19 protein-coding genes and 1 pseudogene are annotated in these 18560 nt (G+C 67.5%); 12 read left to right on the top strand and 8 right to left on the bottom strand.

What is annotated here, in order from left to right:
• Positions 1-73: 73 nt before the first annotated feature.
• Positions 74-1402 carry an outer membrane protein assembly factor BamB family protein gene (locus BSG17_RS02035; RefSeq protein WP_089820788.1) on the bottom strand — a complete coding sequence of 443 codons (1329 nt, stop codon included), beginning with the start codon at positions 1400-1402 and terminating at the stop codon, positions 74-76.
• A gap of 172 nt (positions 1403-1574) precedes the next feature.
• Between BSG17_RS02035 and BSG17_RS02030 the strand changes: the two genes are divergently transcribed.
• A complete protein-coding gene (locus BSG17_RS02030) occupies positions 1575-2501 on the top strand; it encodes an isoaspartyl peptidase/L-asparaginase (RefSeq protein WP_089821018.1) in 927 nt (308 codons plus the stop codon).
• 3 nt (positions 2502-2504) lie between these two features.
• On the opposite strand, the gene BSG17_RS02025 is transcribed toward BSG17_RS02030, so the two are convergent.
• A complete protein-coding gene (locus BSG17_RS02025) occupies positions 2505-3170 on the bottom strand; it encodes a helix-turn-helix domain-containing protein (protein ID WP_089820787.1) in 666 nt (221 codons plus the stop codon).
• A 111-nt stretch (positions 3171-3281) separates the two neighbouring features.
• On the opposite strand from BSG17_RS02025, the gene BSG17_RS02020 reads away from it, so the two are divergent.
• Together BSG17_RS02020 and map are read left to right on the top strand one after the other, a co-directional pair.
• Positions 3282-4937, top strand: a complete 1656-nt coding sequence (locus tag BSG17_RS02020) for an NADH-quinone oxidoreductase subunit D (RefSeq protein WP_089820786.1) — start codon at positions 3282-3284, stop codon at positions 4935-4937.
• Positions 4938-5123: 186 nt separating this feature from the next.
• Positions 5124-6017 carry a type II methionyl aminopeptidase gene (gene map / locus BSG17_RS02015; protein ID WP_089820785.1) on the top strand — a complete coding sequence of 298 codons (894 nt, stop codon included), beginning with the start codon at positions 5124-5126 and terminating at the stop codon, positions 6015-6017.
• 71 nt (positions 6018-6088) lie between these two features.
• On the opposite strand, the gene BSG17_RS28555 is transcribed toward map, so the two are convergent.
• Positions 6089-6289 carry a DUF7835 family putative zinc beta-ribbon protein gene (locus BSG17_RS28555; RefSeq protein ID WP_089820784.1) on the bottom strand — a complete coding sequence of 67 codons (201 nt, stop codon included), beginning with the start codon at positions 6287-6289 and terminating at the stop codon, positions 6089-6091.
• A 237-nt stretch (positions 6290-6526) separates the two neighbouring features.
• On the opposite strand from BSG17_RS28555, the gene BSG17_RS02005 reads away from it, so the two are divergent.
• Positions 6527-7066, top strand: coding sequence for an HIT family protein (locus BSG17_RS02005; RefSeq protein WP_089820783.1), 540 nt, complete (start codon positions 6527-6529; stop codon positions 7064-7066).
• A gap of 93 nt (positions 7067-7159) precedes the next feature.
• Positions 7160-8116, top strand: coding sequence for a cation diffusion facilitator family transporter (locus tag BSG17_RS02000; protein WP_089820782.1), 957 nt, complete (start codon positions 7160-7162; stop codon positions 8114-8116).
• A 205-nt stretch (positions 8117-8321) separates the two neighbouring features.
• On the opposite strand, the gene BSG17_RS01995 is transcribed toward BSG17_RS02000, so the two are convergent.
• The 3 genes from BSG17_RS01995 to BSG17_RS01985 all read right to left on the bottom strand — a co-directional run bounded on the left by BSG17_RS01995 (position 8322) and on the right by BSG17_RS01985 (position 10152).
• A complete protein-coding gene (locus BSG17_RS01995) occupies positions 8322-8726 on the bottom strand; it encodes a CBS domain-containing protein (RefSeq protein WP_089820781.1) in 405 nt (134 codons plus the stop codon).
• Between the two features lie 190 nt (positions 8727-8916).
• Positions 8917-9510: a S24/S26 family peptidase gene (locus BSG17_RS01990; RefSeq protein WP_089820780.1), complete on the bottom strand. Its 594-nt coding sequence runs from the start codon at positions 9508-9510 to the stop codon at positions 8917-8919.
• 57 nt (positions 9511-9567) lie between these two features.
• Entirely contained in the window at positions 9568-10152 is a 585-nt protein-coding gene (locus BSG17_RS01985; protein WP_089820779.1) for a S26 family signal peptidase, read from the bottom strand.
• A gap of 177 nt (positions 10153-10329) precedes the next feature.
• Between BSG17_RS01985 and BSG17_RS01980 the strand changes: the two genes are divergently transcribed.
• A complete protein-coding gene (locus BSG17_RS01980; protein ID WP_089820778.1) occupies positions 10330-11079 on the top strand; it encodes a winged helix-turn-helix transcriptional regulator in 750 nt (249 codons plus the stop codon).
• Between the two features lie 2 nt (positions 11080-11081).
• On the opposite strand, the gene BSG17_RS01975 is transcribed toward BSG17_RS01980, so the two are convergent.
• The gene (locus BSG17_RS01975) at positions 11082-12332 is read right to left on the bottom strand and encodes a tRNA (N(6)-L-threonylcarbamoyladenosine(37)-C(2))-methylthiotransferase (protein WP_089820777.1); all 1251 of its coding nucleotides are present in this window, start codon (positions 12330-12332) and stop codon (positions 11082-11084) included.
• A gap of 121 nt (positions 12333-12453) precedes the next feature.
• Between BSG17_RS01975 and BSG17_RS01970 the strand changes: the two genes are divergently transcribed.
• The 4 genes and pseudogenes from BSG17_RS01970 (at position 12454) to BSG17_RS01955 (ending at position 15945) form a co-directional block, all read left to right on the top strand.
• Positions 12454-13662: an outer membrane protein assembly factor BamB family protein gene (locus tag BSG17_RS01970; protein ID WP_089820776.1), complete on the top strand. Its 1209-nt coding sequence runs from the start codon at positions 12454-12456 to the stop codon at positions 13660-13662.
• A gap of 44 nt (positions 13663-13706) precedes the next feature.
• A pseudogene (locus BSG17_RS28550) lies at positions 13707-14105 on the top strand (hypothetical protein); the annotation flags it as partial.
• Positions 14078-14794 (top strand): outer membrane protein assembly factor BamB family protein, encoded by a 717-nt coding sequence (locus BSG17_RS01960; RefSeq protein WP_089820774.1) that lies wholly within the window; start codon positions 14078-14080, stop codon positions 14792-14794. The pseudogene BSG17_RS28550 and the gene BSG17_RS01960, both read left to right, overlap by 28 nt.
• Positions 14791-15945 (top strand): outer membrane protein assembly factor BamB family protein, encoded by a 1155-nt coding sequence (locus BSG17_RS01955; RefSeq protein ID WP_089820773.1) that lies wholly within the window; start codon positions 14791-14793, stop codon positions 15943-15945. The genes BSG17_RS01960 and BSG17_RS01955 overlap by 4 nt, the downstream gene beginning before the upstream one ends.
• Positions 15946-15954: 9 nt before the next feature.
• Here the strand turns inward: BSG17_RS01955 and deoC are convergent, their stop codons facing one another.
• Positions 15955-16593, bottom strand: coding sequence for a deoxyribose-phosphate aldolase (gene deoC, locus BSG17_RS01950; protein WP_089821017.1), 639 nt, complete (start codon positions 16591-16593; stop codon positions 15955-15957).
• A 110-nt stretch (positions 16594-16703) separates the two neighbouring features.
• On the opposite strand from deoC, the gene BSG17_RS01945 reads away from it, so the two are divergent.
• A complete protein-coding gene (locus tag BSG17_RS01945; protein WP_089820772.1) occupies positions 16704-17516 on the top strand; it encodes a DUF63 family protein in 813 nt (270 codons plus the stop codon).
• Positions 17517-17651: 135 nt separating this feature from the next.
• On the top strand, positions 17652-18518 hold the full coding sequence (locus tag BSG17_RS01940) for an ATP-dependent ribose-1-phosphate kinase (protein ID WP_089820771.1): 867 nt from the start codon (positions 17652-17654) through the stop codon (positions 18516-18518).
• The last annotated feature ends 42 nt before the right edge of the window (positions 18519-18560 follow it).

Raw genomic sequence — 18560 nt, 5'->3', positions numbered from 1 at the left:
CCGCGACGGGCAATAATTGTCCGAAACGGCGTGTATTCACACGACCCTCGCCGGTCGACGACCGAGACGGTGCTCAACAGCCGTCGTCGACGTCTGAGCCGTCCGACTCGTCCGATTCACCGGTTTCGTCACCATCGTCGTTCCCGTCCTCGCTCTCTCCGTCGTCACCGTCGCTCCCGTCCTCACTCGACCCGCGGAGCGCGAGCAATCGGTCGTCCCGCGTCGTGACGTACAACGCGTCCGCCGTCGGGATCACCTCGCCGCTGACGCCTTCGACGCCGTGTTCGGCGACGACGTCGCCGTCGAGCGAACGGACGACGAGCGTCTCCGTCTCGTCGACGCCGTTGTAGGCCGTGGAGTACATGACGTCGCCAGCGACGGTCGGCCCCGACGTACTCGGCGACGACTCGACGGTCCACTGCGCTTCGCCCGTCTCGGCGTCGTACGCGCCGAACTCCTCGTCGACGGTCGCGTAGACGACGCCTGCGCCGACCGCATGGAGCGCGACGTTCTCGACCTCGCCGTAGTCGAGGGTTCCCCCCTCTTTCGTCCACAGCGTCTCCCCGGTGTCGGCGTCGAGTGTGTAGAACTCGTTGGCCCGCCAGTAGTACACCTGGTCGTCGGTCGCGGCGACGAACCCGTGGTCGGACTCGAACGAACCGCTCCAGAGCTCCGACCCGTCGTCGACTCGGAGGGCGACGACCAGCGACTCGTCGGAACCGTCGGTCGAGACGTAGACCACCCCGTCGACGACCGCAAACTGGAGCGTGACGTCGAGGTCGCGACGCCACCGGACGTTCGCGTCCTCGCGAGACAGGACGGTGAGTTCGCCGTTAGTGTTGCCGACGACGACCGAGTCGGCAGTCACCCCGACCGACATCCCACCGGTGTCGGCCGACCAGAGCTCGGAGCCGTCCTCGGCGTCGAGCGCGACTGTCCGACCGTAGGTACAGAAGAACACCCTCCCGTCGACGACCGCGCCGGCGTGGCGGCCGAGCGCCCGCGACCCCGCGTACGCTTCGCTCCCGACCTCGGTCGTCCACAGGTCGGACCCGTCCGCCGCGTCGACGGCGTGGACCGTCGTTGCCTCGTCGCCGTCGACGCTGTAGTAGAGGCGGCCGCCGGCGACGAGGAACGGCCGGTCAGAGTCGTCTCGCTCCCACGCGACCGAGAGCTCCGTCGTCGGTGCCGACGCCCCGCTGTACGCGGTACGTCCGTTGTCGTAACCCGGCTGTGGCCATCCGGTTTCGTCCCGCGTCAGCCCGCCGTCGTCGACGGATGCGGTGGATCCAGCGTCCACCGAGGACTGCAACCGTGCGACGGCAGTCGAACTACCGAGAGCACTCAGAGCGGTGGCGGCGAGTACCGAACGTCGAGTCAGCTTCGCATTCGTCTCGGGCATATACCAGGTTTTGATTTTCTGTTTGTCGAGAAATTATTTCTGTCCGATTGCTTTCGCCGGTATCGACACACGTGGGCCCAGACCGCCAGGTGAGTACAGGAACCGACACGTGAATCACCACAGGAACATACGAACCGATACGTCCATGTCGTGGACCCGCCACGCCGGAGACATGCACGTTATCGTCCACGGCGGCGCGGGCGGCGTCCCCGACGACCCCGCCCCCCGACAGGCAGTGCTTGACGAAGCGGCCGAGACAGGAGCGGCCGAGTCGACACCGCTCGACGCGGTCGAAGCCGCGGTACAGATGCTCGAATCGGACGTCCGGTTCAACGCCGGTGTCGGCGGTGCAGTCCAGTCCGACGGTATCGTCCGCACCGACGCGGGCGTGATGACTTCCGACCGCGAGGCCGGGGCCGTCGCCGGGATGGCCGGCGTCGAACACGCCGTCTCCGTTGCCCGCGTCGTCGCCGAGGAGACCCCGCACGTCTTCGTCGCCGGCGAGCACGCCGTCGACCTCGCCGCCGACTTCGGCGTCGACACCGACGTCGATCTCTTCACCGACGATACCCGGAATCGGTGGAGCGACGCCAACCCGCCGCAGGGCAGTCCCCGAGAACACCTCCAGTGGCTCGACTCACGGTTCGGCGGGTCGACGAGCGACCCGACGGCAGATGTAAGCGGGGACGATTCCGGAACGATCACCGACTCTGCCGACTTCTCAGACCACGATACGGTCGGCGCAGTCGCCTTCGACAGAGAACAGTTCGCTGCGGCCACCTCCACCGGCGGCCGCTGGTTCGCACTGGCCGGGCGCGTCGGCGACGTCCCCCAGATCGGCTCCGGCTTCTACGCCGCACCCGCCGGGGCCGCGTCGGCGACGGGCGCGGGCGAGGATATCGCGAAGGTGACGCTCTCGCGGCGGGCGGTTCGCCACCTCGAAGACGGGATGAGCGCACAGAAGGCAGCCGAGACCGCCATCGACGAGTTCGGCGAGTTGACGGGGTCGTCGGCCGGCGTCATCGTCCTCGACGGCGAAGGCGGTGCGGGGAGCGCGTTTAACAGCGACGAGATGCAGACGAGCGTCGCGCGGCGGTGAAAGTCACAGCCGTCGCTCGACCGCTCGCGACACGATCTCCGCCTCCGCCTTCCTGAGATGCTCCGCTGCCGTCGCCGTCGAGCAGTCGAGCGCCTCGGCGACGTCCGCCACGGAACCGTCTCGCGTCGCCCCGTAGTAGCCGACGTCGACGGCGGCCGTGACCGCCTCTCGTTGCCGCGGCGTGATCTGGAGCATTGGATCGACGGCCCCGGCGTCGTAGTCGGCGACCCGGAGGACGTCGACCCCGACCTCGTCGGGCGTCTCTCCGACCGCCGACTGCACCGCCTCCGTCGTCCCCACGAGACTGAACACCATCGAGCGGTCGCTCCGATACTCGACGGGTGGGACGACGACGAGGTTGCCACCGCTGAACACGCTCATCAACCGCGCGTCCGCCGCCGCCTGTTCCTCGCGGACGTAGACGTAGAACGAGCCACCGTCCCGAACTGAGAGCCGGTACTCCTCGACCGCCGCGACGTCGTCGAGTGCGGCGTCGTATGCCTCCGAGTCGTCGCCCTCGACGTGGAAGATCATCGACGTCGTCCGCTCGACGTCGGGGTTCCAGTGGAGCAGTCGGGTCCGGGTGAAGTCGTCGCGTCGACAGACGAACTCGTGCATCGGGTGGGTCGTGGCCGCGCCGAGTTCGAGACGGAGGCGCAGAGATTTCATTGGTCCGACGTATCGCCCGGAGCTTAAAAATAGTCTCACTCGTGCGGCAGAACGCCCACCGGGGTCTGCTGCGAATCGCCACGTGGCGCGACACCGAGCGCCCGAAGTATTATGGCTCGTTCACAGCATCCAGTCGAGACAGACGCAGCCTCCGCAGACGACCTCTCGGCCCTCCTCGAGGACCGTGCGCTCGCCCGCGACGACCATCTGCACGCTCCCGGATACGTGGTTCGACCGGACGAGGTGCAGGACGTGCTTTTCGCGCTCCGCGACGAGGCGGGGTTCGACCACCTCTCCTGTGTGACGGCCCAGGAGTACGAGGACCGATACGAGACCGTCTACCATCTGAAGAAGTACGACGACCCCACACAGGAGGTGAGCGTCGTCGTCCCGACGAGCACGGACGACCCCGTGAGTCAGTCCGCAGTGCCGGTGTTCCGGACGGCAGACTGGCACGAGCGGGAGGCGTACGACCTCGTCGGCATCGAGTACGCCGACCATCCGGACCTCCGGCGCATCCTCCTTCCGGAGACGTGGCAGGGCCACCCGCTCTCGATGGACTACGAACAGGATCGCCCGCAGATCGTCCCGTACCGAGAGAACGCCAACCCCATCGAACCGGATCAGGAGGGCGACGGCGGCGAGACGATGTTTCTCAACATCGGTCCCCACCATCCGGCGACGCACGGTGTGCTCCACGTCGAGGTGACGCTCGACGGCGAGCAGGTCGTCGACCTCGACCCGGACATCGGCTACATCCACCGCTGCGAGGAGCAGATGTGCCAGCAGGGGACCTACCGCCACCAGATCATGCCGTACCCCGACCGGTGGGACTGGAGCGGTGCGGGCCTGCTCAACGAGTGGGCCTACGCACGGACGGCAGAGACTCTCGCGGACGTCGACGTGCCCGAGTACGCACAGATCATCCGGACGATGAGCGCCGAGTTGAGCCGTATCCTCGCACACTTCCTCGCGGTCGGTGCCTACGCGCTCGACATCGTCGGCGACTTCACCGCGACGTTCATGTACGCCATCACCGACCGCGAGCGAGTGCAGGACATTCTCGAGGACCTCACCGGCCAGCGGCTGATGTTCAACTACTTCCGCCTCGGCGGCGTCGTCTGGGACCTCCCCGAACCCCGCGGGGAGTTCCTCGACAAGGTTCGGACGTTCACCGACGAACTCCCTCGCCGGCTCGAGGAGTATCACGACCTGCTGTCGAACAACGAGATACTGCAGGTCCGCACGGTCGACACGGGCGTCTTACCGCCGGAGGTCGCAAAGAGCTACGGCTGTACCGGCCCCGTGGCCCGTGGTTCCGGCATCGACTACGACCTCCGCCGCGACGACCCCTACGGCTACTACGACCAACTCGACTGGGACGTCGCCGTCGAAGACGGCTATGACAACTACAGTCGCCTGCTCGTCCGACTCCGAGAGATCGAGGAGTCCGCGAAGATCGTCGAGCAGTGCGTCGACCTGCTGGAAGACTGGCCCGAGGCGGACCGGACGATCCAGGCGAACGTTCCCCGGACGCTCAAACCCGACGACGACACGGAGGTCTACCGCGCCGTCGAGGCCGCCAAGGGGGAACTCGGTATCTACATCCGTGCCGACGGCACCGACACGCCCGCCCGGTTCAAGATCCGCGGCCCGTCGTTCTCGAACCTCCAGGCGCTTCCCGAGATGGCCGAAGGCGGGTACGTCCCCGACCTCATCGCCTCGCTCGGTAGTCTCGACACCATCATGGGCGAAGTCGACCGCTGAGAAGGATTGTCGTCGCCAGCCGGAGCACGGCGAGTCCCGGTTGGTTCTCTCCGAGAGCGCCCTCACAGCGATCGTCTCCGGGACGGCGTCGCCGGAAACGTATCGGGAGCGTGGCGGACAGAAACCCCGGGACTCGACGGCTTCGATGCCGGAACCTCTTTGCCGGCTTCGACGGTAACAGGAGCCATGAGCATCGGACCCCTCGACGACGAGACGGTCGAAAAGCATCGCCAGGCGGGCGACGTCCTTCGAACGGTGATGGACGAGGCCGCCGAGATGGTCGAACCCGGCGTCACGCACCTCGAAGTGGCCGAACACGCCGAGTCGCGTATCGAGGAGCTCGCCGACGGCTGTGCGTTCCCCGCCAACATCAGCATCGACGAGGAGGCCTCCCACGCGACCCCCGGACGCGACGACGACCTCGCGTTCGGCGAGGACGACATGGTCTGTCTCGACCTCGGCGTCCACGTCGACGGCTACATCGCCGACGCGGCGACGACTATCGACTTCTCGGGCAACGACGAACTCGTCGAGGCCGCAGAGCAGGCGCTGGAGGCCGCACTCGACGTCGTCGCCGCCGGCGTCGACACCGGCACCGTCGGCGCCGAGATCGAGGACGTCATCCGCGGCTACGGCTACACGCCCGTGCTCAACCTCTCGGGACACGGCGTCCAGCAGTACGACGCCCACACCGGCCCGAGCATCCCGAACCGCGGCGTCGACCGCGGCACCGAACTGGAGGTCGGCGACGTCGTCGCAATCGAGCCGTTCGCGACCGACGGCCGCGGGAAGGTGACCGAGGGGTCGAAGGAGGAGATCTTCGAGCTTCAGCAGGAGCGGTCGGTTCGTAACCGCGGGGCGCGACAGGTGCTCGATCAGATCACCAGCGAGTTCGACGGTCTCCCGTTCGCCTCGCGATGGGTCGACTCACCGCGCGCAGAGATGGCACTCCGACGACTCAAGCAGGCGGGCGTCGTCCGCGGCTATCCGGTACTCAAAGAAGAGGCTGGTCGACTCATCAGTCAGGCGGAACACACCGTCATCGTCACTGAGGACGGGTGTGAGATCACGACGGAGTGAGTCTTCGTCACGGCTGACGCGTCGACCGCGTTACTGCGGTCGTCGCTGAAGAAGTACGATGCGGTGAACGCTCAGGCGTTGTTCATCCGCTGAATCGTTTCGGTCTGACATTCCATACAGGTCGCCACTCGATACGGCTCCCGAGAGAACTCCGCGTTCTCCGGCTTTGAGCTCTCTGTTCGGAGCTCCACCCTGACCTCGTGGAGCGTCTCACGTGCGCATTCCGAGCATGATTCTGTAACTCCGTCAAGGTCGGATGGTTGCGTTGCCATAGCATTCTGTGGGACTCGCGGAGACCGAATAAAGGGAAACCTCCGTCCCGGATTATTTCAACTGTTCATCGCAAGACGGCGACGATGTGGGACACAGAAACGGACTCAGAGACGACGAGAGTCTTTACGAACGTCCCTGAGTGACTCTGTCCACGGAATCGGTGGCTTAGCAGGGGCATAAGCCGGATATTCCGCCGTTTTGGACAGGTTGAAACGGCCGCTGTGAGTGGTGACCCCATGGATCAGATCTTCGCCCCGTGGCGGATCGAGTGGGTCGAACGCGACGACGACGACGCCCCCGACGGCTGTCCGTTCTGTGTGCTCCCCGACCGCACCGACGACCGTGAGTCGCGCATCGTCGCCCGCAGCGAGCACAGTTTCGTCCTCCTGAACAACTACCCCTACAACCCGGGTCACGCGATGGTGATCCCGCGGCGACACACCGGGGAGTTCGGCGACCTCACCGACGAGGAACTGCTCGACCACGCCCGCCTGAAGGAGCGAACCCTCGACGCGCTGAGCGAGGCGATGGACCCAGCGGGGTTCAACGCGGGCGAGAACCTCGGCGGTGACGCGGCCGGCGGCTCAATCGACGACCACCTCCACACGCACGTCGTCCCCCGGTTCGACGGCGACACCAACTTCATGCCCGTCGTCGGCGACACGAAGGTCATCGTCGAGGCGCTGGAGGACAGCTACGACCGACTCCACGACGCCTTCGCCGACCTGCCGGGAGCGACGGTGGTCGACGGGACGGACGCCGTCCGCTTCGACTGACCGGGGCGATTCGACTCCCTGACGGCGAGTCACCCAGCGACGGCGAGTCGACCCCGAAGCGTCTTTTGCTCCCCCCGTCCAACGCAAGACCAGATGGACCGGAAGACGGCGGTGAGACGCGTCGGATTAGTCGTCCTCGTGGTCAACGCGCTGCTCGTCGCGGTGAAAGGCGCGACGTGGCTCGCGACCGGGAGTCTCGCCGTCCAGTCGGAGGCGATCAACAGCCTCACCGACACGGTCTACAGTCTCGTCGTCCTCGCCGGACTCTACATCACCACCCAGCCGCCGGACTTCGAGCACCCCCACGGCCACGAACGCATCGAACCGTTCGTGTCGCTGTTCATCGCGGTCGGCGTGTTCGTGGTGGGTGGTGCGGTGCTCTGGCAGTCGGTGACGACGGTGCTCGCCGGGAGCTACACCGGCGGCGGAAGTCTCCTCGCGGTCGGGGTGCTCGTCTTCGGCGCTCTCGCGAAGTACCTGCTGTATCGGTACTGTCTCGCGGTCGGCCAGGAGCGACACTCGCCGGCCGTCGTCGCAACCGCACTCGACAACCGCAACGACATCCTGACCGCGGCCGCCGCGCTGGTGGGTGTCGTCGGCGCTGGACTGGGCTACCCGGTCCTCGACCCGCTTGCGGCCGGCGTCGTCTCTTTCGGCATCCTCTACACCGGCGTCGAGATCGTCCGCGACAACGTCAGCTACCTCGTTGGGGCCGCCCCGCCGGAGGAGCTCCGCGCCGAGATCGTCCAGCGGGCGCTGTCGCATCCGGACGTCAGAGGCGCACACGACGTCATCGCTCACTACGTCGGCCCGGAGATCGACGTCAGCCTCCACATCGAGGTCGAGGGCGAACTGACGCTGCTGGAGGCCCACCGCATCGAGACGGACGTCATCGAGTCGATTCGAGAACTGGACGCCGTCGACGACGTGTTCGTCCACGTCGACCCGAAGGAGCTGGGCGAGTGGAAGGAGGACGAAGAGACCGACCGACTCGCGAACTTCGGCGTCGACGAGTCACCCGTCGAGCGACCGACCGGCGAGAACCGCTGACCGGTCGCTCTCGACCGGACGACGAGTGCCGCCTCCGGTCGAAGAAATTGACAATTTTCGGAGATCGTTCGGACAACGGGACCGTTACGGCCCTGTCGACGGGTGCTCGTAGGGGTTGTCGTCGCCGGCCGGAAGACCAGAGATCCCCGACGAGCCACAGGGTTCGATTCTCACGGAGAAACCCGATGAGTTTCTACGACGACCCCTACTGGACGTCGTTGTCGAGGTTCGTCTCCGAGAGGTAGGCCGTGAAGTCGGTCGTAGTGATGATGCCGACGACGCCCTCCGTCTCGTCGACGACCGGGACGTGGTGGAAACCGCGGTCGAGCATCGTCTCCGCGACGTCAGTGATGAGGTCGTTCGCCGTGGCCGTGATCACGTCGGTCGACATGTACTCGTGGACCTCCGTCTCCTCGGCCGGTTGGCCGTCCGCGGCGAGGGTGACGAAGTCCGTCGCCGTCAGGATGCCGTCAAGGTGGCCGACGTTGTCGACGACGACGACCGAACCGATACCGTTGTCGAGCATCAGCGTCGCGGCCTCCTGGATCGGGGTGGTTCGCGTGACGGTCCGAACGGGAGACGACATCAATCGGCCGACGAAAACGTCCATACGGGTCGCACTCGTGTGAGGGGGATAAGAGTTGTCACCGGGGGAAAGTGTCACGACGCGCTCGACGGCGACAGGCGTTCCGACCGCCACTCGGCGTGTCGCCGACGTGGTCGCCACCGGATCGTGGCCCTCGACGACGCCACACCGACCACGCCGGTGTCTACGGACACCACACCGACGACACCACTGTTTATGCGAACGTCGCCTTCCCGCTCAGAAACAGGCGGACCCAGCCGAGTTCGGGAACTCTGATGCCCCCTTTCGACCGGATCCACTGAGTGCGGACGGGGGCGACCCGGTCGTGCGCCTGGTCGTAGTGCGGGTTGGCGTCGCCCTTCGTGATGTAGCCGGCGTGCGGGGCCGGACAGTGCAGGAGTTCGGTGCAGTCGTCGACGTCCGCGGGGAGATACGATCGGTCTGCGCGCCCGTACCAGTTCTCGCCCGCCTCGACGTGGAACTGCGCCCGGTGGATGATGGGCGACCCCTCCCACTCGGGGGTGTCGAAGACGATCACGTCGCCGGGGCCGCCGAACCGCCGGTAGCCGTCCGCTCGACGAGCAGTGACGACGCCGGAGTCGCTCGTCGCCGTCGCGGTCCAGCGACTGGGTTCGGTGACGACGACGAGGTCACCTTTCTCGATGTGCGGTCCCATGCTCCCGCTCTCGACGGCGACCATCGGCGGCCACACCCCGGTCACACCGACGAGAACCACGCCCAGCACGACCACGACGACGAACGGACGGAGGAGTTCTCGAACCAGCGACGGACGACCGTCTCTCGACATAGATATCGATACGTTGACGAATAATTAGTAGTTTGTGACCGTTCTCGGCGCTGAGATTCAGACGACGACGGCGGTGAGGAGGCGAACCCACCCGAGCAACGGCACGCGGAACCGACCCTTCGAGACGACCCACTCCTCTTTGACGGGCGGGGCGATGCCGTTCGCCTGGTCGTAGTGGGCGTTGGCGTCCCCCTTCGTCACGTAGCCGCTGTGGGGAGCGGGGCAGTTCAGGAGTTCGGTGCAGTCGTCGACGCCAGCGGGAAGCGCCTCGGGGTCGGCCCGGACGTACCAGTCTTCGCCCGCTCGGACGTAGAAGTGGGCCCGATGGATGATCGGAGAGCCCCGACGGTCGGGGACGACGTAGACGACGACGTCGCCGGGAGCGCCGAACCGCTCGTAGCCGCCCGCTCGGTCGGCCGTGACGACGCCGCTGTCGCGGGGGGTCGCCGTCGCCGTCCACCGGTCCGGTGCCGTGACGACGACGAGGTCGCCGCGTTCCATGTGCGGTTCCATGCTCCCGCTCTCGACTGCGACCATCGGCGGCCAGACGCCGCTCGCCGCGAACAGGAGTCCCGCGAGGAGCGCGACGAGCAGGACGGTCTGGAGTGTGTCCCGGAGGAACTGCTTCGGGGACGCGTTCATCACAGTCCATACCCTCGGCGTCGGCAAAACGTTGCCGCTGAGACAGCTGTCGCCGATGGACGTCGGCGTCCGAAAACGGCACTCTCAAGGCCTGCAACTGTTGTTGCGGCGGTGAAACAGTGTGAACTGAACCTTACGTCGATCATTACTATCCCCGAAGTAGCCGTTGGTCCTGGTATGGCAATCGACCCCGAGAGTGGGCCACCGCTGTCCACCCTGACGACGGACGCCGAGCGTGAAGACGTCCGCGAAGTCGCAGACATACTCGCACGCAAGTGGTCTCTCGAGGTCCTCACGCAGTTGCAGCAGGACGGTCCCTACCGGTTCAACGAGTTGAAGCGGCAGTTGGGTGTGACGCCGAAGGTGCTCACGGACTGTCTGCGCGAGCTCACCGAGACGGGGCTCGTCGAGCGAACGGTCCACAGCGAGTCGCCGCCGCACGTCGAGTACGACCTCGCAGAGCGAGGGTACGAACTGCAACAGATCGCGGCGGAGATGGCGGCGTGGACGGGTGCGGCCGACGCCGCTCCGACAGTGCTCGTCGTCGACGCCGCCGTCCCGACGAACGTCCGCTTCTCCGGGTGGCTCTCGGAGGGGTACACGGTCGAGCGTGTCTCCGAGATCGCCCACCTCTCCGGAGAGCAGCTCGAGCGGGCCGACGTCGTCCTCTGTCATCACCACCAGCTCCTCGACGACCGGACCGACCTCCTCGACCGACTGGAAGACGGGTCGACGGCAGCCGGCGTCGTCCACGTCACCGATCACCGACAGTCGCTCGCGACGCACGACCGGGCGGTCGAGCTCGTCGAACCGGTGTTGAAAGACGAACTCCTGCAGGCGGTCCGAACCCTCCTGCCGGACGGTGCCGGACCCGAGCGCGCGGAGTCGAGTAGCGCGACGGACCGAAGAGAAGAGCGATCGCGGTAGGGTTAAACAGGGGTCCCGAAGGCGTAGACGGTCTGGTGGCTCGTTACCTCGACCTCGAGGAAGTCGCCGGGCTCGACGCCGTGTTCCGAAGCGTTCTGGACGATTATCTGCCGGTAGGCGCCGTCGCGACACTTCACAGAGTCGCCAGTCCCCTCCTCGACGACGAGTACTTCCTGTGTCGTGCCGACCATCCCCTCGTAGGCGTCTGCGACGATCTCCATCTTGGCCTCGCTCATCTCCTTCGAGCGCTCCTTCTTGATCGTCCCCCCGAGCCCCTTCATGTCGGCGGCGTCGGTGCCGGGGCGCTTCGAGAACCGTGTGACGTTGATCTTCTCGGGGCGAACCTCCTTCAGCAGTGCCATCGACATCGCGTGGTCCTCGTCGGTCTCGGTGGGGAAGCCGACGATGAAATCAGTGGACAGGGTCCAGTAGTCGAGTCGCTTGTCGAAGACCTCGACGATGTCGAGGAACTTGTCGACGCGGTGCTGCCGACGCATCTCTTCGAGGACGTCGTCGCTGCCGGACTGCACAGGTAAGTGGATGAAGTTGTAGAGCTTCTCGTTTCGATCGAAGACGTCGACGAGCTCCTCCTGAATCCCGTGGATGCCGCCGGGGTTGGCCATCCCGACGCGGACTCGGAAGTCGCCGTCGATGTCACAGATGCGGTCCAGCAGTTCCGGAAGCTTCCGGTCACCCTCGTCCCAGCCGTAGACGCCGGTGTCCTGTCCCGTGATACGCAGCTCCTTCGCCCCGGCGTGGACGAGTGCGCGGGCCTTCCGGACGTTCTCCTCCACCGAGGGCGAGTCGATGCGACCGGTGGCAAACTTGGTGATGCAGTACGAGCAGTTCGACATACAGCCGCGGGCGATGGGGAGAATCCCGACAGTGCCGTCGAGGACGGGTTCGGTGTCGGGGGTGACGGTCGGACACTCGCCGTTCATCGCCGCCTGCGGGACGTCGTCCCAGTGGAGGACGTCGGCGTCGACGCCGGCCTCGCGGAACTCCTCACCCTGCGCCAGCGCCATACAGCCGGTGATGATGAGGTCGGCCGTCTCCTCCTCCAGCTCCTTCGCCCGGGTGAGCATGTTGCGCTCCGTCTTCTCGACGACCGTGCAGGTGTTGAGGATGGCCACGTCGGCGTCCCTCGGCCCGTCTGCGGGGTGGTGTCCACCGTCCCGCAGGGCCTGCTCGATGTGGCGGCTCTCACCCCGGTTCGACGTACAGCCGTAGGTCTCGATGTGGTATCGGGCCATTCAGTTACCGAGAGTTCCGGACGCGTGGCCAAAAGCACGACGGTCTGCGTCGTCTCGTGCAGTGGTTTCGTACGTGGGAGTGTGACAAGATACTTAATCGCGCCGTCGGAACGTCGGGGAGATGCCCTCCAGACGACAGGTTCTCACGACGGTCGGCGCGCTCTCGGCCGGGAGCGCGGCGGGCTGTCTCGGTGAGCGCGAGACCGCCGGGGCCGCCGTCGACGGTGACGGCACGACCGACTGGCCGATGGCGCACTTCGACACGGTAGCCAGCGGATACAACCCAAAATCCGTCGGTCCGACGGAGAAGCCGACCGAACGGTGGAACGTCGAAGTCGGTTGGTCGATTGGTCGACCCGCCGTCGCCGACGGGACGGTCTACCTCTCCACGCAGACACACCTCCACGCTATCGACGTCGAGAGCGGCGAGGAACGGTGGAGCCGTGGACCCACCGACCGCACCGACGCACCGGGGTACACCGCTCCGGCAGTCGACGACGGCACCGTCTACGTCGGTGTGAGTCGCGGCGGCGGTCTCCTCGCGCTCGACGCCGCAGACGGAAGCGAACGCTGGCGCTACGAAACCGGTGACGAGCGGACCGGCGTCGACGTGCCACCGATACCCGACTCCGTGGGCGACGGTGGGTGGTCGTCGCTCGTCGTCGCGAGCGACGACGGCGTCGTCCACCACCTCGACCTCGAGACGCAGGAGGCGAACTGGACGTTCGAGGTGTACGGGCACGTCTCGCGTCTCGTCTCCCGTGGCAACGTCGTCCACGCCGGGACCGAGGGCGGCGAGGTCTACGCGCTCTACGACGGCGAAGGGCTGTGGCGACGGAAGCTCCCTGGCAAGATCACGGCACTCGGCGCCCAACACGACGGCGGCGACGTGTTGGCCAGCACGTTCGGCGGCGGCGTGTTCCGACTCCGAGACGGCGCACACGCCGGTCGAACGAGGTGGCATACCGAGGACGGCCCAGTCGCACACGAAGCGTTCGTCGTCGCCGACGGTCGTGTCTGCGGAACCGACCTCGCCGACGCGACGGTACTCGACGAACGCTCCGGCGACGTCCAGTGGGAGGTCGACGGGGACTTCGGCGTTCCGCCTGCCGGTGCTGGTGACACGCTCTATCTCGGCGGCGAGGACGGCATCGTCGCCTACAGACTCGACGGGGGGTTCGGCGTCGACGACGTCCGGTTCGGCGGGAAGCGGTGGCACTACCCGTTCGAGGGGTCGGTCGGTAGCGGCGTCACCGTCGCCGACGGCGCGGTGTTCGCCGTCGATACGGGTGGCGAAGACGCTCCGAGTCGACTGGTCGTACTGGAGTAGGCGGACCTGAAGACTGATTACACGCCCGGGGGAAGCGACTGCAAATGCCCTCCAGACGACAGTTGCTCGTGGGACTCGGGAGCGCCGCGAGCGTCGCACTCGCCGGCTGTACGACCGGCGAGGCCAGCGGAGCAGGTGAAGACGACCTGACGGAGAAGTGGCGGACGAACGTCGGCCCGGCGTCGGCGCAGGCCGTCGTCTCCGGCGCGACCGTCTTCGTCCCGGCGTCGTCGGACGTCCTCGCGCTGGACCGCGAGACCGGCGAGCGACGGTGGTCGGTGAACGGCGTCGTCGACGCCGCCGACCGACCGAGCGACGCCGTCACCCCCGCAGTGGACGAGTACACGCTCTACGTCACCGGCGGCGACGAAATCGTCCGGGCGATAACGACCAGTCGGTGTGGTGGGAGTTCGAGATGGAGAGCGAGGGATACGCGGCATCGGTGCTCGATGGGAGTCGTCTCTACGTCGCCGGCGGCGAGTACGTCTACTGCCTCGACGCCGACACGGGTGAGGAGGAGTGGTCGCGTCGGCTGTTCGGCGCCGTCACCGGACTCGCACGCGAGGGGGAACTGCTGGTCGCCACGACGGCCGCCGGCGAGGTGTACGCGCTCGACACGTCCGGCGGGCGCGGCGAGTGGCGAGCGTCGGTGCCCGCGGGCATCGAGACGGCGCCCGACGTGAGCGGTCAGCGCGTCGCCGTCGGCTGTCGTGATTTCGCCGTCTACGGCTTCGACACGGCGGGTCGACGCGCGTGGTCCACCGAGCTCGGCAACGTAGGCGGACTCGCCGCGACGCACGAGACGGTCTACGCGAGCGAGAAGACCGAGACGACGGCGCTCAACCGGGAGACGGGCGAGCGGCGGTGGTCGGTCGATCACGGCGGCGTCTACCGACACGGCAGCTCGCCGCCGGCGCTCGAAGGCGACACCGTCTACGTCGGCGGCGACGGGGTGCACGCCGTCGACCCCGGCAGTGGCCCGCTCGGCCTCCAGTTCGATCGAGTGCGCTCCGAGCGGTCACTCGGCGGGACGGTCGGACACGTCTCGAGCGATCCCGACGGGACGACGCTCTACGGCGGTGTGCAACGGAATCGCGGACCGTACGAGTACGTCGCACTGGAGGTCCGATGAGTCTGAACCGCCGTCGGTTCCTCGCGGCGGTCGGCACGTCCGCGACCACGGGCCTCGCTGGCTGTTTCGGCGACGACGCCGACTGGCCGACGTTCGGCCACGACGGACACAACACGAACTACAACCCCGCGGGGTCGGCACCGACCGACTCGCCGACCGAGCGCTGGCGCGTCGAGAGCTACTCGACGAGCGCCCAACCGGTCGTCGCCGACGGAACCGTCTACGCGCCGGTCGGTGCGGACGTCCTCGCTATCGACGCCGCGTCGGGCGAGGTGAAGTGGTCTGCGGACCCGGAGAACCGCGGTGCGATCTACTGGGCACCGCCGACGGTCCGCGACGGCGTGGCCTATCTCGGCGATGGCGACGAGCGGCTCCGCGCGTTCGACGCCGAGTCGGGTGAGGTACTGTGGGAGCGGACGTTCGGCGACGAGACGTTCGAGGCGGTCTACGGCGCGCCGACGTTCGGACACAACACCGACCAGTTGTACGTCGGGACGAGCGGCGGGTACGTCTACGAACTCGACCCCGAGACGGGCGAGACCGTCTGGCGGCGGTCGGTGTTCGGTTCGATCGAGACGACGCTCGCGGTCCACCAGACCCAACTGTTCGCCGCGACGACGGGCGGCGACGTCTACGCCCTCGGGACGTCCGGCGGCGGCCACTGGCAGACCCCGCTGCCCGACCTCTCGCGGTCGGCGCCCGCCGTCGCCGACGGTCGCCTCTACGTGGGGTGTTTCGACGGGAAGGTGTACGCCATCGACGTCGGACGCGGCACCGTCGAGTGGTCGACCGGGGTCGGCGGGTTCGCGAAGGGTGGCATCGCCGTCGCAGACGGCCGCGTCTTCGTCGACGGCGGCCGGGAGGTGAAAGTCCTCGACGCCGAGAGCGGGCAAAGACTGTGGTCCGTGGGCGTCGGTTCGTCGGGCGACCACACGCCGATAGTGGTCGGCGACACACTCTACACCGGTGGCGACACACTCTACGCCTTCGACGTGAGCGGTGGTGTCGGTATCGGCGACCTTCGGGTCGGCGCGACGCGGTTCGCGAAACGCTTCCAGCGGGGTGTCAGCCAAGTAGCCGCCGGCGACGGCCTCCTCGTCGCGGGCGTCGGCGAGAGCGAGGACGACCACTACGTCGTCGCCTTCGAGTGAGAGAGTTAGCTACTCCTCAGGGAAGCCAGAGACGATGTCGACACCGCTGGACGCACCGATGCGAACCGCACCGACGTCGAACATCGCCATCGCCTCCTCGTAGCTACCGACGCCGCCGCTGGCCTTCACGGGCAGGTACTCCGCCATCAGTTCGACGTCGTCGACCGTCGCGCCGCCGTCGGCGAAGCCGGTCGACGTCTTGACCATGTCGGCGTCGGCGTCTTCGGCGGCTTGGCAGGCCCGGTGCTTCTCCTCGTCGGTCAGCAGCGCCGTCTCGATGATCACCTTCACCGGGACGGGGACGGCGGCGACGATCTCCGACAGTTCGGCGGCGACGACGTCGTCGTCGCCGGCCTTCAGTCGGCCGACGTTGACGACGACGTCGAGTTCGTCGGCACCCGCTTCCCAGGCGTCGACCGACTCCAGTCGCTTCGTCTCGTGCGTGTTCTGCCCGTGCGGGAAGCCGACGACGGTGGCGAGCGTGACGTCGGGGGCGTACTCGCTCGCCTCGGCGACGTAGCACGGCGGGATGCAGGCGTTCATCCCGTACTCGTCGGCCTCGTCGAGCACCGCCTTCACGTCGGCGAACGTCGTCTCCGGTCCGAGGACGGTGTGGTCGATGCTGGCGGCGAACTCCGCTCTGTTCATGTTCGTGCGGATGGGGCGGGTCGTCAAAGAGTCCCCGGTCCGTCGCGTCTCGCCCACTATCCGCGCGCCGTCCCGTAAGGCTTTCACCCCGACGCGACGCGCGTTCACCCATGCAGATCCTCCCGGAGGGGTTCGCGCTGCCGCCGATTCCCTACCTGTTCGTGATCCTCGTCGCCGCCGTCGGGGTCGGGGTCGGGGTCCGGGCACGGCGACCGACGGTGACCGCGGCCCACGTCGTCGCCCTCGCTCCGTGGATGGCCGTCGGGTCGGTGCTCCACGTCCTGCACGTCGTCGGCGCGTTGCCGCCGCTCGTCGACCCGCTGGCCGGGACACCGAGCGTCTACGTCTCCGTCGCGATCGTCGTCGGTGCGGTGTGGGTCGGCGCGGACGCCGCCGTCGACGGCGCGCGAGTTCCGACCGTCCTCGCCGCCAGCGGCGTGCTCGCTCTCGCCCCGGCGCTCGGCGCGGCCGTTCTCGCCGGTCAGGCCCGTGACTCGCTGGCGGTGACGTGGCCCACCGTCGCCCTGGTCGTCGCCGTCGCGCTCACCGCCGTCGTGTGGGTCGTCCTCAGTCGACTCCGACCCGAGGCCGCCGTCACCGGGAGCGTGGGCGTCCTCGCACTGTTCGGCCACACCCTCGACGGCGTCTCGACGGCCGTCGGCCTCGAACTCCTCGGATTCGGCGAACGGACGCCGCTGTCGCGACTCATCATCGAACTCGGGCAGGCGCTGCCGACCGCCCAGTACGTCGGCGGGACGTGGCTGTTCGTCCTCGTCAAACTGCTCGTCGCCGGCGGCGTAGTCGTGCTGATGGCCGACTACGTCCGCGAGGAACCGACGGAGGGTTATCTCCTGCTCGGTCTCGTCGCCGCCGTCGGCCTCGGCCCCGGCGTCCACAATCTCGTGCTGTTCTCTATCGCCTGAGCGACGCGGACACGGACGACCGACACGGGCACGAACGACCGACACGAGCACGAACACGGGGACCGTCGCAACGCTGGCAGGTTTCGACCGCGTTCGGAGATGGATTTACCACCACCCCGTCCGTGAGAGGGAGGTATGCCCCGCGTCATCTGTGCCGGTCACGTCAACTGGGACATCACGCTCCGCGTCGACCGCCTCCCGGAGGTGGACGGCGAGGCGGCGATCCAACACCAGACCGGCGCGGGCGGGGGGAGTGCCGCGAACGTCGCCGTCGCGCTCGCCGGCCTTCGGGTGCCGGTGTCGTTGCTCGGGAGCGTCGGCGACGACGAACACGGACGGGCCGCCCGCCGCGAACTGACCGGGACCGGCGTCGACTGCGACCCCCTCCAGACGGTCTCCGACGGCAAGACGGCGGTCAAGTATCTCGTCGTCGACGGCGCGGGCGAGGTGATGGTGCTCGGCCAGACGGGCGTCAACGAGGCGTTCCAGTCGGGACATCTCCCCGGCGCGACTCTCTCGGAGGCGGACGTGCTCCACCTGACGAGCCAACGCCCGGAGACGGCCGCTCGACTCGCCGAACGAGCGAGCGAGGCGGGCGTGACGGTCAGTTTTGACCCCGGTCGTCGACTCGGACAGCGCGACTACTCGTCGACGCTCGCACTCGCCGACGTCGTCTTCCTCAACGACCGCGAGGCAGCGACGGCGCTCGACGAGTGTACCGACCACGGGGCGGAGACCATCGTGCTGAAACACGGTCCGCGCGGAGCCGAGGTGCGGGCGAGCGAGGAGACGTTCACCCATCCGGGGTTCGCCGTCGAGACGGTCGACACGACCGGCGCGGGCGACGCCTTCGCCGCCGGCTTTCTCGCCAGTCGGGTGCGGGGCGACGGCTACGACGAGGCGCTCGCGGTCGCCAACGCCTGCGGGGCGCTCGCCGCCCGCTCGGCCGGTGCCCGCATCGACGTCTCGTGGACGGCGGTCTCCGAACTGGTCGGTCACTGAGCGTCTCGAAGCGGTCTATCCGTGTCACACTGTCACATTTAA

Source organism: Halogranum amylolyticum (assembly GCF_900110465.1).
Lineage (GTDB): Archaea > Halobacteriota > Halobacteria > Halobacteriales > Haloferacaceae > Halogranum > Halogranum amylolyticum.
Note: the sequence above shows the minus strand (reverse complement) of the source record. Positions and strands in the feature narration are given on the sequence as shown.